Below are 15437 nucleotides of genomic sequence, written 5' to 3' on the forward strand. Positions count from 1 at the left end.
ATTGTGTCGATGCCGCCTTCAGGCATTGTCCTAACGTACTCGCGTAGCGCTATACTGGGCAAGGATTATCATCTCCTGACTCGCCAGCGCCAACAGCAGCAACATACCTCCCAGCTTCGCCATAAAGCCCAGAAACGAAATGCCCCGAATCCTGGGGGAGAATCAGAGCTAGGACAATATGTAGACCGATTAATTGCCAAAGCCGTCATCGCGATCGCTCAGACTTATCACGCTGGCAGCATTGCCGTTCCCAAGCTGGGTGACGTGCGAGAAATTGTCCAGACCGAAATTCAAGCTAGAGCCCAACAGAAGTGCCCCGGCTACCTGGAAGGTCAGAAGTGCTATGCCAAGCAGTACCGGGTCAATGTCCACCGTTGGAGCTACGGCAGGCTAATCGAGAGCATTGGGAGTCAAGCGAACAAGGTTGGTATCGTCTGTGAGCAGGGCAAACAGCCACGTCAAGGCACAGCTCAGGAGATGGCAAAAGAAGTCGCGATCGATGCTTACCAAAGCCGCAAATGAAGTACAATCGAACTACAATTGAACCACGAAAATTGAATATTTCAACAGCGCCACGGCAAATGCTGCTTGCAGCCCATGTGCCGTGAAATAAGGGTTAGTTTGACTGTTGGAAGACAGTCGTGCTTTCTGACCCTGGTAGCTGCTCACCCTGATGCTGTCGGATGGAACGCGAAAGTGTTCCAGAAGAGATGAAGTCGTGAAAGAAGAGCCTAGTGCTTCAATTATGACGTAGGTGCGCTCCCAGCAACAAGGGCGCGGATGTACTGCTGTAATGGCTACCGAACCACCCCCAACCAAGGGGGAACCCGCTTCTATTCTTCGTTTCCGCCATTTAGGAATCGCAAATTATTTTGTGTGTTCCGCGCAACTAGGGAAACCCCTATGCTGATTGGTTTTGACCGTTCAACCAACAACAAGTTTCCTTAGAGAAATGGTTTTGAGGGGGATAGGTAATGTGAACCGCGCAAACCTCTCCTGATACGACTGATAGAAGCTCGTTTCAGAAGGACGCGGTCGCAATCGCCTGTCCTAATTGGGGCAGGTTGAAAGAAAAGGAATCTCCTGACCATTGCTAACCTTCAGAGTCGTCGCAATCGCCTGTCCTAATTGGGGCAGGTTGAAAGAAGTATCCCCCAAAAGGAGGAGTTGGGAACCGAAGTCGCAATCGCCTGTCCTAATTGGGGCAGGTTGAAAGAACGTCGATCGACATCTTTTCCTTGCTGCACACATGTCGCAATCGCCTGTCCTAATTGGGGCAGGTTGAAAGATTTCATCGTGCGCGATCGCGTTTAACCGTCGAGGTCGCAATCGCCTGTCCTAATTGAAGCAGGTTGAAAGAACAGTAGAACTCGACTTTGAATATCTAGGACAAGTCGCAATTGCCTGTCCTAATTGGGACAGGTTGAAAGAAATAAAGCGCAAATTGAAAAAGGCATGTGATTGGTCGCAATCACACGTCTTAATTGGGGCAGATTGAAAGATCCTTCATCTGATTGAGCCAGCCATCATGGTTGCAATTGCTTACCCTGAAGAAGGGTCGTTTGCTGAACTTGATTATCGAGAGGATCTCTGAATCTTCAGGGGGTGACAACGAAGCTAAAATGCCGACTGAATCAAGGCTATCGCATTGAGACCTCGCCCAACAAAGAGGCGTTTCTGCGGTTGGAGTGCTATCAGTTTACCTGCTAACAATCACCAAAGACTTAGGCTATGAATCCACAAACTTCCGTACATTCAAATCCAAAGCTGACTGTGTTGCTGTTGAATGCGCTTCGATTCTTTAACGCGCCCCACCTAACGCTGCACGTGTTTTCTGCGAACGCGTTGACCGGGTATAGGGGCAATCGAACACGCAATGGTAACCAGGATAAGCAAAGAAGTGAAGCGGGGATGGATTAGCATGGCACTATTCGAGGTTGTAGCCCCCCCAATTTCAGGTCTTTGAAGAGCGGCTCAATGGAGAATCGATTCGAGTAGGCTGAGAGGGCTTGTTCTGCATCGCTCAAGTTGGTAAGCAGATACCTGTCGCTTGGGCTCGATTGACGATACTCGCGTTTTTGTCGCAGCACCAAATTGTGTTTGCCGAAGCCCCGTTTTTTCGCGACTTAAATCTGAAGATGGTGTTCAGTCAATTCCGGCATCTGTAACGAGTCATCCAGACGCGAAAAGGTGCTGGTGTCCTCAGTTTTGACCGTTGTACTTTTGGGTAAACAAAACTCAAGCGACACGTTCTTTTCAACACACCAAGCAGCAAGTTCAATGCTGTGGAACTTGCGGTCTCCAATCGGCAATGCTTTTTCAGCACCTGAAAGACTGGGCGCAACACCTTTTGTTGATCACACAGGGCACGTTGCCCTTACTTATCGAGCCAGCTTCAATACAACGAAATCGCGCGGTTTTGGTAAACTAGGCTGACCATGAATAAGTTATGGTCTTGCCATTGAGTTCGATCCATGACAACGTTTAAACTCTGCTTCGCTTGACATATCGCTTGATCCACTGCTTGATGATAGGAAACCATATGACTTGCGGCATCAGTTGTGGCAAGCTCAAACATCGTTGATGTTACGCCGTCTATTCTCAAATAAAATCGCTTGTGGAAACAGTGTTGCTAAACGCTCAATGGTGATTCGTCGTTCTTTTTGCAACAGTTCGACCAATATTTCTAGCGTCGCGAATTGAATCTGGGAGAGTTGGGATTGCAAACAGGTTTGATGGAATGAGGGCAACATTTTTTGCTGGATGAGGCGAAACAAACTAAGTTACTCATTTTTTCTGTCTTTAACGCTGCTATCCGGCATATGCTCTAACTTCCAAGCCCCCTGCCACCCCTAAATATCTAAACCCCATATGTGAATAGGGTGGGTTGAAGGCTTGCAGGTAGACTGTCTAATCTGAAGGCTTGCACCTTCAGATTTTAACTACCGCTAGCAAGGTAGGTTCAGGAGTATCATTCAGGGAAATATAGACGTAATACTGCCACGGTTCACTCGGTTAGCACTGAAAGTGTTTATTGTCTAATAAGACGGATAAGTTACAAGTAGTACAGGGTTGAATAACGACAAATAATTCGTCACCACTGCTTAAACGACACTAGATTGTCACTACGACATTTAATTTGTCTCAACGACACTAAATTGTCACCGATGACATTTAATTAGTCACTGTACAACAACAAAGGCAGGTAATCGTGATTACAGATAATCGCTCTACTGTTCGTCGAGTTCTACTGTTGACGCTCGTGCTGAATCTTTTTGTGATGGGCTTGAAAGCGTTCGTCGGAGTTTCGACTGGCTCGCTCAGCTTGTTTGCCGATGCCTTGCACAGCTTGACAGATAGCGCTAATAACATCCTTGGGCTGGTGGCGAGCCAGTTTTCGTCGCCTCTGCCCGATCGCGAGCATCCTTATGGACATCAGAAATTTGAAGCGATTGGCGCACTTGGCATCGCCGCTTTTTTGGGAATTGCCTGTTTTGAAATTGTGCAAAGCGCGCTTGAGCGTCTGCTTGGCACAAATGAACCCGTTCAAATTTCTAGCACTGAGCTTTGGATTTTGCTGATTGTGCTGGGAGTCAATATTTTTGTTGCGTTCTATGAGCGCAACGAAGGTCGGCGCGTCGGTAGTCCCATTTTGCTCGCCGATGCCCAACACACGATGAGTGATGTTTGGGTGACGATTAGCGTTCTCGCTGGCTTGCTGGGGATTTGGCTGTTTCAGTGGCAGTGGTTGGACGTTGCGCTGGCGTTCCCGGTGGCAATCTTAGTATTACAGAGTGGCTGGACGGTGCTGAAACAGAATCTACCGTGGCTCGTCGATGAGGTGGCGATCGCGCCCGAAGCCATTCATGCGATCGCGATGTCGGTTCCGGGAGTGGTCAACTGCCACGATATCGCCTCACGGGGGGTTGTGGGCCGCCAATCTTTCATCGAGATGCATCTAATCGTGGATGCCAAAGATGTCAATACTGCCCACGACATTACAGAAGCGATCGAAGCAAAATTAGTGGAGAAGTACAGCCCTGTCCGCGTCATAATTCACATTGAGCCACCGTCTTACCGATCTGATCAAATCAGCTATGGAACGGCGCATCACTCATAGTCATCATGCAACTAAGAAGTTAATCCATGAAGTCAATACATTCTGTAGGATTCCATGAAAGTCTGAGAACTTGTGAACGGTAGATAGCCGCAAATTACAACACGAAGCTCAATATCAAGCTCAATGAGTTGTGTCAGGTTAAGCCATCGCCCGATCTCGAATTAAATGATCGTCTTGGAATTAAACGATGGTCTTGACTCTCCCCGTGTCCAGGTCATATCGACCTCCCACAATTTTCAATTTTCCAGATTCTACCCGTTCCGTTAAAAGTGACGATCGCTTTAACTGCTCAATCTGGTAGGACACATTTGCAATCACAGCGTTGTCAATGGCGTCACCGGACTGCCCCTTAACCTTGTCCACAGCAGGCAAAATTGCCTTCACAAAGCTCCCAATCTCCCCTGGCAAGGCTTCATTTTTGACGGCTGCCGTGACTGCCCCGCAGCGCTCATGACCCAAGACCATCAACACAGGCGTGTTTAGTAGAGCAACCGCATATTCAATGCTGCCGAGCGCTTCCGGCGTGGCAATGTTGCCAGCAATGCGGACATCAAAAATGTCTCCGATGCCCTGATCAAAAATAATCTCGGCAGGCACTCGCGAATCTGCACAACTCAGAATGGTGGCAAACGGATGCTGGGCTTGAGCAACCTCTTGCAATCGAGCCTGAGATTGATCAGGATACTCCGGGTGATGCTCGGTGAATCGCTGATTTCCCTCCATCAGCTTTTGCAGGGCAGCGTCCGGATTAAGCGCTTCAGAATTGGTTGAGGGTAGCTCCCCGGCTTGAGCCTGTTTAACCCGCCAGACTAGATCGCTCCCCGCCACTAGCAGGGCGGCTCCCGTCACTCCTAACTTTAAGAAATGGCGACGTTCCATAACACGTTTCGTTGAATCCATGCTTCTCCTACACTGCTTCTTCTACAGTGACACAACTAGAGGGTGACGCAACTAGAGGACGACGTAACTAAAGTGATGCAACACACTTGATCGAGCGGATCTCCATCACCTCTGAGATGTAACATGTGCCCCCAAATTTATTGAGCAGGGGGGTGAGGTTTTCTACAACGGGTTTGATTAGATCTGGCTTACAGAACGCAATGATGTAAACATTGTCGAGCATGGTCATGTCTAAATCTTCATGGCCATCTCGCAAGCCTTTTCCTGCAACATTACGAATAACGGCATGACCGTGAACGCCTGCCTTATTTAAACTATCTAAAATTTTGCCAAGCTCAAATGAGTTGGCAATGATTTCTATTCTTTTAACAGCGTGCATTTTGTTATCTCCACAACAGCTCAATTCCATACAGGTAGAGCGGAATTCCCACAATGATGTTGAATGGGAATGTCACTGCCAAAGCAGTCGAAACGTATAGGCTGGGATTTGCTTCAGGAACGGTGATCCGAATGGCGGCGGGGACAGCGATGTAAGAGGCACTGGCACACAACACGGCGAATAAGAGCGCATTTCCTTGAGGCATACCAATTAGTTTGGCAATTAATAATCCGATGCCTGCGTTCAGTATAGGAATCAGTATGGCAAACGAGATGAGAAAAACTCCGGTTTTTTGCAAGTCTTTAATTCTTCGGGCAGCAACCAATCCCATGTCGAGTAAAAAGAAGGTCAGCATTCCATAAAATAACCCTTGCGCGAAGGGTTCCATCACCTTCCAGCCGTGTTCTCCGCTCAGGAGTCCAATCAGCAGGCTACCCACGAGTAGAAAAACTGAACTGTTTAAGAAGGCTTCTTTCAACACTTCAGACCAAGCGAGCTCTCGCTTCTCATCGACGGTAAATAGATTGACTAAGATTAAACCCACAATGATCGCTGGAGACTCCATCAGCGCTAGGGCGGCGACCATATAGCCATCAAACGCAATACCAAGTTCAGTTAGAAATGCACTTGCAGTAATGAAGGTAACAGCGCTAATTGATCCATAGGTAGCGGCGATCGCAGCTGCATCGTAGTTATCCAACTTCAGCTTGAGGATAAAGAAGGTATAGATCGGAACAAAACACGCCATCAACATGGCGGCTAATAGCGTCAGGGCGACTTCCTGAGTAATGCCACTTTTGATCAGTTCGACGCCACCCTTAAAGCCGATCGCAAAGAGCAGATACAGCGAGAGGAGCTTAGGGACAGGTGGAGGAATTTCTAAATCCGACTTAACGAGAACAGCCGTCATTCCCAAAAAGAAGAACAGAATGGGTGGATTCAGGATGTTAGATATGATCAAGCTGCCATCCATGTCCATTCCTCCCTGAGGCAATAAAATCGAGCGTTTGAAAAACGTTTCATGTTGAAAGTTAACGTAACCGTTAAATCATGATGTATCGCGTACAGCTACCATATGTCAATCAAATGAGGCTATATGTTAATCAAATGAGGAACTCAATGAGGATGCCTCATTCGAACGAACAGAGCGAATTGACTGACAAATTCTGCTTAAAAATAAACCTGTTTGTATTCGTTGTTGATCAACTTACTTTATGAGTTGATTTAACTATATTCTGTGCTTAAACACCTGTTTTTGTGCCTAAACACCCGTATTTTGCGCTTAAACAACTGCGATCGCAGCAAACTTTGGTTTGAGCTAAGAGCAATGCGCTAGATTAGCGTTGATGGCGCTCATCACAAACCCCACCTGCGTCCTTCTCTGCTCATGTCTTATAAAGATCATCGTTGGTTTACTCCCACGGCTCGGATGGAAGCCGAAATCCTCGAACTGTATCGGACAACCCACGAATTTTATGACGAAGCAGAGTATCGAGAAGAACTTGATCGCTATAGTGCTTGGTACCATTCAGTGGCGCAAGAGAATCGCCGCGAACTTCAGAAAATGCGCGGCGACGTGAATCTATTCGGTTGGTTTTGCCGAAAGCGCTAGATCGCTTCTAGTTCCGCCTCTTGCAAATGAACCTTGAGCTTTGCGCCAATCTTAACTAAAACGGGAAAATTTGCGCTGACAGGGCGACCATGCCACTCTTTCACGATCGCAACGACCTCCCCTTCTTCCCCCTGCAAATCATACGGTTGATTTCGATGTTGGGGATGGTGATAAATTACAACCGATTCCTTAACTCGGACGCGAGCTCCAATTTCCATAATGTGTAACGTACCCCTATCAGCAGCCTTAACCACCATCAGCTAGACCTATCTAGAAAGACAGCTTTTTTATCTTTGCACAGGTCGGGACTTCTTCCTACCGTTTAAGAAAAGTGTCAGGAATGCGATTTTGCATCTCATTTGTGATGCGATCGCGCACTTGCCGCACTTGAGCCGGGTTAATGGCGTACCACGCGCCGAGTCCGATGGCTCCGCTTAGTGCGAGGAACAGCATGAACCGCCACACGACTCCTTGACGGCGCGGTTTTGCTAGCGGCAGTTCGACCTGTTCTTCTGGCTTGGGTTCGGGTTCGTCGAGCTTGAGATCAAGAGCGGGCGGCGCGATTGGGACTCGCACATCGACCAATGGCGAAGAGACATGGCAGTACGTCAACACCATAGACACGTTGTCGTGTCCGTTCTGGGTATTGGCATCTTCTAGCCACGATCGTACGGTGGTTTCTAGAGAATCTTTGCCTCTGAGAATCCGTTCGGCGTACTCTCCCCACGATCGTTGAACTAACTCGTTGTCACTCAAGCCATCTGAGCAAAGTAACAGCATTCCGTCTTCTTCGAGCATGAAGCGTTGCACCGTGGGATGGAGATATTCACTGTCTCTTGTGCCTAGGGCTTGAGTCAGTGCTCCTGCATCAGGACGGTTGAGGGATTCTTGCCGCAACGCTCGTCCCATGCGGACTTCACGCACAGCGACGTCATCATCGACGGTCAGTTGCTGACAGTATTCCGGCGTAATCCAATAGGCGCGGCTATCTCCCACGCTGACAATATATAGTTCGTGCGCATTGGCCGCGATCGCGCCATCGGCGAGTTTCACCCGTTGCGGCAGTTGCAGCGCCATGACTAGCGTTGTGCCCATCCGCCGCCGCCCCGACCGATCTTGGGCATCATTTTGAGCCGAGATTAAATTATTTACCACGCGGACGATCGCTGCGAGTTGTTCACTCATTAACGCTGGCGGCACTGGCTCAGATTCGTCTGCAATTTCAGTTAACAACGCTTTGATTTGCATTTGCAAAGCTTGCACCGCTAACTGACTGGCAACTTCTCCGCCTTCGTGTCCGCCAATGCCGTCACAAACAATCGTTAAGCGGGGCGCAAGATCATCATGCAGTTGATGTTGAGGGTTAGCGGTGAGCGGATAGCACACATCTTCGTTATGCGCTCGCGCTCGTCCGACATCGGTTGCGCCATATACCTGTAATCTGAGCGGCAGTCGTGCCGACTGTTCGAGCAGAAGCTGATTCAAGCGCTGAGCCACTTGCGGATATTCCAGTCCCTCTTCCATCTGTTCACAAAGGGCTTGGAGCGGCTCGGCGATCGCATCTTTAGCGTCGGGCAGTAACCGCATCCAGCATTGCGCCAAGTTTGCCAAAGACGGCCTGAGAACCGAAGCGGTTGATCGCCCCCTAATCTGGGGTTCCCCGTCTTGAATCAGTTCTCTGAGCCGCAATCGCCAGCCCTCAACATGCAAATTTTCGGGCGATAATAGACTAGAAGCGACATTCAGCTTCCAAAACGGAATCCAAAGCTCTAACATCTGCCACAGCCAATACGCCTGTCGCACGGCGGGAGCGTTGTACCACGATCTTACTAGTGAGGGCAACAGGTCTCCCGTCGCGGTGAGGGGGACGTTTTCCAACAGTAAAATCTCTTCTCCAGTCTCGTCATCGGTGCAAAAGCCATACACTTCTGGTACATGGAGACGGTAGGGATACAGATAGAGGTAAGGCAGCACGTCATCTTCAAAAAACTCTGGTGAGTTAGGACCTTGGTACGGAGCCGTATCCACCCAAACATGAGGAGAGACCACTTGATAGCGATTCGCTCCAACCCGGCTTCCGGTTGGCTTGTGAGCAACCGTCGAGCCAACTGCCCAGAGAAACCGATTCGATGACAGAGGCAACGGCAGGGAAGAGAAATTGGAACGATCGTTAAGTTTGCTGGGAGTTTTCATATTGCACGGCTAGGATGAGGACACCAAAACCTATCAATCAGGGAAAGCATCTTGAGGGAATGAATGCCCCAAGAGCAGGGATTGCGGAATGAGTGAGGAGAGATTTGTATCAACGCTTAGAAGTTCGATTCGATACCGCACCATGGTTTAAGCTCTCGCGTTTTTACCCGATGACTGAAATCTCGTTTCGGTGAAAAACCTCACTACTATACCAGCGATTTTCAGGAAGGACACTTCAATTTACACAGCTTTTCTCTATCACGTTCTAAACTTCTATGGTGCTTAATCCAACAATGGTTTGGTTAGTGGCAGGAGCCATTCTCTGCCTCGTTGAACTGATTTTGCCGACTGCTTTTATTGCGTTTGTGATGGGACTGAGCGCGATCGCGGTGGCGGCAGTGTCAACCGTTCTGCCGCTCAATCTTCAGATTTTTCTATGGATTGTGCTGTCGGTGCTGCTAGTCGTTCTGTCTCGTCGCCTTGTCAAACGCAAGGCTGCCTTAAGACTAGATGCGACCGAAGCAGAAGCGTTGACAGAGATTCTGCCTGGGGAGAATGGACGGGTACTCTATGAAGGGAATTCTTGGGCGGCTCGCTGTGAAGACACCGGAGTTACTATTTCGGCTCATCAACGGGTCTATGTTGTAGGACGCAAAGGCACGACGCTTCTAGTGCTGCCTCATGAATTTTAAGAATCGAAATACATTACTCAAGTAGGAGACTCATTGCTATGTGGGGTTGGTTTATTGCTTTGATTATTGGTGGTGGCGCAATTTCAAGCGTGAAGGTGATCCAACAGGGAAACGAAGTGTTGGTGGAGCGGTTGGGCAGCTACGATCGCAAGCTCGGTCATGGACTCAGTTTTGTGATTCCGGTGCTCGACCGGGTGGCGTATCAAGAAACCATCCGAGAGAAAGTGCTGGATATTCCGCCGCAAAACTGCATCACGCGCGATAACGTCTCGATCACGGTGGATGCGGTCGTTTATTGGCGGATTGTAGATATGGAGAAGGCTTACTACAAAGTGCAAAACCTCCAATCTGCGATGGTGAACCTGGTGCTAACCCAGATTCGGGCAGAGATGGGTTTACTAGAACTCGATGAAACCTTTACGGCGCGATCGCAAATTAATGAAACGCTGCTGCATGAATTAGATGTCGCAACTGATCCTTGGGGCGTGAAGGTCACTCGCGTTGAACTGCGAGACTTGATTCCCTCGAAAGCGGTTCAAGAATCGATGGAGTTGCAGATGTCGGCTGAGCGACGCAAACGAGCGGCTATTCTCACGTCTGAAGGAGATCGAGAATCAGCGGTAAACTCGGCGCGGGGTAAGGCAGAAGCTCAGGTGTTAGATGCTGAAGCACGACAGAAATCAGTGATTTTAGCGGCAGAAGCAGAGCAGAAGAGTATTGTTCTGAAAGCTCAAGCTGAACGGCAGCAACAAGTTCTTCGTGCCCAAGCCACAGCAGAAGCGATTCAGATTGTAACTCAAGCCCTCAATACTGATTCGCGTGCGGCGGAGGCTGGAAAAGTATTGCTGGCGTTGAACTATCTAGAGATGGGAACAACGGTGGGCAAGAGCGATAGTAGCAAGGTGATGTTTATGGATCCACGCAGCATTCCGGCAACGCTTCAAGGGATGTTGTCGATGGTGGATGAAACGAACGGCAAGGCATAGACGCGATCGCGGGTGAGGACACTGGCTTGAAGTGATTCAAGTAAGTGTCCTCACTCTTTAGGAGCGATCGAACTCTAACGATCGCTGGTGTCCTGCACCCGTATCTGTCAGTAATTCATCTGACCCATTTACAGGTGTCCAAAAACTAACAAATGTAGGAAATAGCACCAATGCATTTCCTAAGGAAACACTGTTGTAGAACCAGTAACAAACTAGGGTTTCAAGAAGAACATTTGGAACTGAGGTATGAATATTGTGACCATATTCATATCGCAGAAGCTGCATTTGGTATCGTGTTCATCATTTTCAATTCTCGATCGCACGCTCCATTTTGATGATCGCTCTACTCTGCAACGTGTTCGCACCTCGCTTGGCGAGTTCCAGATGCGCGTATCTCGATCGCACATCCTGTATCGAGTTTTGAATTGACGCTACTTGATTTCTTCAATCTCGTATCGAGTTCGCGCAAGAATTTCCTCGATACAAGTTCGCCCTATTGAGTTCGCACTACGCTTCCTTGATACGGTTTAGCGATATCGAGTTTGCGCTACGCTTCCTACAGCACTCGATCCTTGATTCACACGTTCACAGGTTGTGATTGCACAAAAAATCTGAAACAAACTAATAGGCTTCACGTTCCTTTTGCTTCTTCTGCTTGGCAGCGATCGCACAATCCAAAAAATTCCAGCATGTGATAGTAAATTTTGAACTGATGTAGCGTGTTGAGTTGATGCTCAAGATCATGCACGGGGCATTCATCAATAGGACGTGAGCTTCCACAGCGCAAACATGTGAGATGATGCCGATCTTCCTGAATCAAGCTGTAGAGCGCTTCGCCGTTAGATAGCGTTCGTACCTGCACCATTCCCTCTAACTTAAGCGCTTCTAACGCTCGATACACCGTTGCTAAGCCCATCGACTGCTCCCGATTCCGCAATTCAATATAAAGATCTTGAGCTGAAATCTCTTGACTTAGGATTTTCAGAAGATTCAAAATTCGGTCTTGACTGCGGGTGCGTTGTGCTTTCATAACAAGGTTGAAGTAAAAATCCGGGTTTTGATTTTAGGGAATTGGAAGATTGCAGGCAGTTCTAGTGAGGAGCGCGTCACGTCGCTCGTAGATTTAGAATAAAAAGCTGTACGATTCAGAACAATCTCTCTATCCCTTTAGGACACGACTGTGACTCAGAAATATCAGGCTCAGATCTATGTTACTCTTCGTCCTTCGGTCTTAGATCCGGCAGGAACGGCAGTACAGTCGGGACTCTCTCACATGGGCTACACCAATGTCGATCAAGTACGGATTGGAAAATATGTCGAAGTGACGCTGAATGCGGATGATGAAGATGCCGCTCGCCAGCAGTTAGACCGAATTTGCGACGAACTATTAGCCAATCCAGTCATCGAAAATTATCGATTTGATTTAACAGGTTCGTAGAGACACGATGGGTTGCCTCTGTTTGCCGAGGTGTTCGAGACCTGCGTCTGTGTGATTAACATGGAAGTAGGCCAATCGCTCCTCTCTACTATCATTGCTCAAGGAAATAAAGATGAAATTTGGGGTCGTTGTTTTTCCAGGATCGAATTGCGATCGCGATTTAGTTTGGGTGACTCAAGGCTTGCTAAATCAGCCAACCCGCCTAATTTGGCATGAAGAAAGCGATTTGTCAGATATTGATGTCGTGGTTGTCCCAGGAGGATTTAGCTACGGCGACTATTTACGCTGTGGTGCGATCGCCCGCTTTTCGCCCGTCATGCAAGCAACTCTTGATCACGCCAGAGCCGGAAAGCTGGTTATGGGAATCTGTAACGGCTTCCAAGTCCTGACGGAAGCGGGATTATTGCCCGGAGCGTTAGTGAGAAACCGTGACTTGAATTTTATCTGCGATCGCGTCCCGCTTCGAGTCGAACGCACCGATTTAATGTGGACACAAGGCTATCAGAAAGGACAAGTGATTACTGTCCCGATCGCGCATGGAGAAGGCAGTTACTACGCTGATGCAGACACGTTAAACGAGCTAGAAGACAACCAACAGGTGCTGTTTCGATACTGTGATGCAAATGGAAACGCAACACCAGAGAGTAATCCCAACGGTTCCCTCAACAACATTGCAGGCATTTGCAATCGCCAAGGCAATGTTCTAGGAATGATGCCTCACCCGGAACGGGCGTCTGACCAAGCGCTCGGCTGCGTTGATGGCTTTGCTCTGTTTGAGGGATTGTTAAAAGCAAGGCCTGCGATCGCTTGAGGTTTGACGCCTTTTGAAGCGATTGGAGAGCACCAAGTTTTTAATTAAGAACCTTTGGAACTCCTGAGGTTCTTTTTCCGTAGAAAATTGCTGTTGCTGTTCAAAAAACAGAAGTTTGAATGTTTTTGAAAAGGAACTACAACTTTCTTGCAAGTCTTAATACTTTCGTTATACTTCTGCAACTAACCGTGATGAAGAAATACGAACAAGTTGTGTGAAGAAGTGCTAACTCAAGTGGCAATGCTGTCAAAGTTCGCTGGTTAAAGCTGAGTTTAGAGGTTAAATACAAAGGTTCTCAATCCATCTTCTTAATGTGTTTTAATACTGCAACGGTTAAAGATTGTGTCAACTTAAACTTCATTCATTTCTATATAAATTAATCCATCAAACGGCTAATAAAACTTAACGCCTAATCACTGGAAAACTAAAGATAGATGTCAATAAGATGAGATGTAGGTAAATCATTCATTCTGTTCATCGAACCCGATTTACCGAAACTCATTTGTTGTTTCTACGCAATTATTAAAATCATGACCACAACATTACAAAGACGCGAAAGCGGCAATGTGTGGGAGCGCTTTTGCAACTGGGTGACCAGTACTGACAACCGGATTTATGTCGGTTGGTTCGGTGTACTGATGATCCCAACCCTGCTTTCGGCGACCATTTGCTTCATCATTGCCTTCATTGCGGCTCCTCCCGTTGACATCGACGGCATCCGCGAACCCGTTGCCGGTTCGCTGTTGTTCGGCAACAACATTATGTCGGGTGCTGTTGTGCCTTCCTCCAACGCAATTGGCCTCCACTTCTACCCGATTTGGGAAGCGGCTTCTCTCGATGAGTGGCTCTACAATGGCGGCCCTTACCAGTTGGTCGTGTTCCACTTCCTGATCGGTGTGTTTGCTTATATGGGTCGTCAGTGGGAACTGTCCTACCGCCTCGGCATGCGCCCCTGGATCTGCGTCGCGTACAGCGCGCCTCTATCAGCGGCAACCGCCGTTTTCCTGATCTACCCGATTGGCCAAGGCTCCTTCTCGGACGGCATGCCCCTCGGCATCTCGGGAACCTTCAACTTCATGTTGGTCTTCCAGGCCGAGCACAACATTCTCATGCACCCCTTCCACATGCTGGGCGTGGCGGGTGTATTTGGTGGAGCCCTGTTCTCCGCGATGCACGGTTCGCTCGTGACCTCCTCCTTGGTGCGTGAGACGACCGAGAACGAATCGCAGAACTCTGGCTACAAGTTTGGTCAAGAAGAAGAGACCTACAACATCGTGGCCGCGCACGGCTACTTCGGTCGCTTGATCTTCCAATATGCGTCGTTCAACAACTCGCGTTCCTTGCACTTCCTCTTGGGTGCATGGCCCGTCGTCGGCATCTGGTTCACCTCGCTCGGCGTCAGCACGATGGCGTTCAACCTGAACGGGTTCAACTTCAACCAGAGCATCATTGACTCGCAGGGACGAGTGGTCTCGACCTGGGCGGATGTGATCAACCGGGCGAACCTGGGGATGGAAGTGATGCACGAGCGCAATGCTCACAACTTCCCGCTGGACTTGGCAGCATCGGAAGTCACTCCGGTAGCTTTGCAAGCTCCTGCAATCAACGGCTAATTTCTTAGAGAAAGGGAAGTTCGCCTTGAGGTAAACTTCCCATACATATAACCCTTGATTGATAAGAAACCCTTAGTTCTGCACCGACTAGGGGTTTCTAGTATTTAATAGTGTACAAATATTTCTTTATAAAACTTAACTAACTTAGAGATTAGTAAGAATTGTTTATTTGTGAAGCTAGCTTAATATCAACACAAGTCTTATTAGGTTGAGATTGGACTCAATTTGAGCTCAATCTGACAATAGGGAGATTGTTTTAACGCGATTGCTCCAAGATGAGCAAAACCATTGAGGTGCGATCGCGTTCAACAAGATTGAGGGCTTTCGATGCCACCGCGCTCCCTTTGAGCGATCGCGCTGCATAAGTTTTTTGGCGTTGCTGAATGAAGGTATGAACTATCGGGGCACAGACACATCTTCAAATTTAACAGGACTTACGCAGGGGCACTAGATTCAGGGGCAAGCCCAACTGAGCTTCATCGGTAAAGTTGGAGCCTGAAGCTGCTCAATCAGATAGCTCGATAACAGTCCCCTCTTAAGCTGATAGATCGTCTTGCAACTGCCCTGAGCAATTTGCTTGAGGCGTGTCCAAACCAACAAAGCACAAGCAATGTGATTGCGCTGAATACGTTGCTTACGACGGTCGTGTTCTAGACATGGGGACGAGGATCAGGGAGAATAGGACGACTTGAA

17 protein-coding genes are annotated in these 15437 nt (G+C 48.4%); 8 read left to right on the forward strand and 9 right to left on the reverse strand.

Annotation, left to right across the window (positions count from 1 at the left end):
• Positions 1-522 (forward strand): type V CRISPR-associated protein Cas12k (gene cas12k / locus AC5I6P_RS18565; RefSeq protein WP_495695268.1); only part of this gene is annotated, 522 nt, incomplete at its 5' end.
• A gap of 602 nt (positions 523-1124) precedes the next feature.
• Here cas12k and AC5I6P_RS18570 read toward each other — a convergent pair.
• Both AC5I6P_RS18570 and AC5I6P_RS18575 read right to left on the reverse strand, forming a co-directional pair.
• Positions 1125-1295: a hypothetical protein gene (locus AC5I6P_RS18570; protein WP_495695269.1), complete on the reverse strand. Its 171-nt coding sequence runs from the start codon at positions 1293-1295 to the stop codon at positions 1125-1127.
• A 1275-nt stretch (positions 1296-2570) separates the two neighbouring features.
• A complete protein-coding gene (locus AC5I6P_RS18575) occupies positions 2571-2753 on the reverse strand; it encodes a hypothetical protein (RefSeq protein ID WP_495695270.1) in 183 nt (60 codons plus the stop codon).
• A gap of 458 nt (positions 2754-3211) precedes the next feature.
• Here AC5I6P_RS18575 and cdf31 point away from each other — a divergent pair, with 458 nt between their 5' ends.
• Positions 3212-4120, forward strand: a complete 909-nt coding sequence (gene cdf31, locus AC5I6P_RS18580; RefSeq protein ID WP_495695271.1) for a CDF family zinc efflux transporter Cdf31 — start codon at positions 3212-3214, stop codon at positions 4118-4120.
• Between the two features lie 180 nt (positions 4121-4300).
• Here cdf31 and AC5I6P_RS18585 read toward each other — a convergent pair whose 3' ends face one another.
• From AC5I6P_RS18585 to AC5I6P_RS18595, 3 genes are all read right to left on the reverse strand, one after another.
• Positions 4301-4999: a carbonic anhydrase gene (locus tag AC5I6P_RS18585; RefSeq protein WP_495695272.1), complete on the reverse strand. Its 699-nt coding sequence runs from the start codon at positions 4997-4999 to the stop codon at positions 4301-4303.
• A gap of 88 nt (positions 5000-5087) precedes the next feature.
• Complete coding sequence (locus AC5I6P_RS18590) at positions 5088-5399, reverse strand: P-II family nitrogen regulator (RefSeq protein WP_495695273.1); 312 nt, start codon at positions 5397-5399, stop codon at positions 5088-5090.
• A 4-nt stretch (positions 5400-5403) separates the two neighbouring features.
• Positions 5404-6372, reverse strand: a complete 969-nt coding sequence (locus AC5I6P_RS18595) for a sodium-dependent bicarbonate transport family permease (protein WP_495695274.1) — start codon at positions 6370-6372, stop codon at positions 5404-5406.
• A 414-nt stretch (positions 6373-6786) separates the two neighbouring features.
• Between AC5I6P_RS18595 and AC5I6P_RS18600 the strand changes: the two genes are divergently transcribed.
• Positions 6787-7011 carry a hypothetical protein gene (locus AC5I6P_RS18600; RefSeq protein ID WP_495695275.1) on the forward strand — a complete coding sequence of 75 codons (225 nt, stop codon included), beginning with the start codon at positions 6787-6789 and terminating at the stop codon, positions 7009-7011.
• Here AC5I6P_RS18600 and AC5I6P_RS18605 read toward each other — a convergent pair.
• Complete coding sequence (locus AC5I6P_RS18605) at positions 7008-7229, reverse strand: ferredoxin-thioredoxin reductase variable chain (RefSeq protein ID WP_495695276.1); 222 nt, start codon at positions 7227-7229, stop codon at positions 7008-7010. The two genes, AC5I6P_RS18600 and AC5I6P_RS18605, sit on opposite strands and share 4 nt — an antisense overlap.
• Before the next feature lie 97 nt (positions 7230-7326).
• Positions 7327-9204, reverse strand: a complete 1878-nt coding sequence (locus tag AC5I6P_RS18610; protein WP_495695277.1) for a PP2C family protein-serine/threonine phosphatase — start codon at positions 9202-9204, stop codon at positions 7327-7329.
• 275 nt (positions 9205-9479) lie between these two features.
• Between AC5I6P_RS18610 and AC5I6P_RS18615 the strand changes: the two genes are divergently transcribed.
• The gene (locus AC5I6P_RS18615) at positions 9480-9896 is read left to right on the forward strand and encodes an NfeD family protein (protein ID WP_495695278.1); all 417 of its coding nucleotides are present in this window, start codon (positions 9480-9482) and stop codon (positions 9894-9896) included.
• 38 nt (positions 9897-9934) lie between these two features.
• Positions 9935-10882 (forward strand): SPFH domain-containing protein, encoded by a 948-nt coding sequence (locus AC5I6P_RS18620; protein WP_495695279.1) that lies wholly within the window; start codon positions 9935-9937, stop codon positions 10880-10882.
• A gap of 57 nt (positions 10883-10939) precedes the next feature.
• Here the strand turns inward: AC5I6P_RS18620 and AC5I6P_RS18625 are convergent, their stop codons facing one another.
• The gene (locus AC5I6P_RS18625) at positions 10940-11167 is read right to left on the reverse strand and encodes a hypothetical protein (protein WP_495695280.1); all 228 of its coding nucleotides are present in this window, start codon (positions 11165-11167) and stop codon (positions 10940-10942) included.
• Positions 11168-11513: 346 nt separating this feature from the next.
• Entirely contained in the window at positions 11514-11912 is a 399-nt protein-coding gene (locus tag AC5I6P_RS18630) for a Fur family transcriptional regulator (RefSeq protein ID WP_495695281.1), read from the reverse strand.
• Positions 11913-12062: 150 nt separating this feature from the next.
• Here AC5I6P_RS18630 and purS point away from each other — a divergent pair, with 150 nt between their 5' ends.
• From purS to psbA, 3 genes are all read left to right on the forward strand, one after another.
• Positions 12063-12320, forward strand: a complete 258-nt coding sequence (purS, locus tag AC5I6P_RS18635; RefSeq protein WP_495695282.1) for a phosphoribosylformylglycinamidine synthase subunit PurS — start codon at positions 12063-12065, stop codon at positions 12318-12320.
• 112 nt (positions 12321-12432) lie between these two features.
• On the forward strand, positions 12433-13131 hold the full coding sequence (gene purQ / locus AC5I6P_RS18640; protein ID WP_495695283.1) for a phosphoribosylformylglycinamidine synthase subunit PurQ: 699 nt from the start codon (positions 12433-12435) through the stop codon (positions 13129-13131).
• Between the two features lie 530 nt (positions 13132-13661).
• Positions 13662-14744 carry a photosystem II q(b) protein gene (gene psbA, locus AC5I6P_RS18645; RefSeq protein ID WP_495695284.1) on the forward strand — a complete coding sequence of 361 codons (1083 nt, stop codon included), beginning with the start codon at positions 13662-13664 and terminating at the stop codon, positions 14742-14744.
• The last annotated feature ends 693 nt before the right edge of the window (positions 14745-15437 follow it).

Source organism: Myxacorys sp. (genome assembly GCF_059501405.1).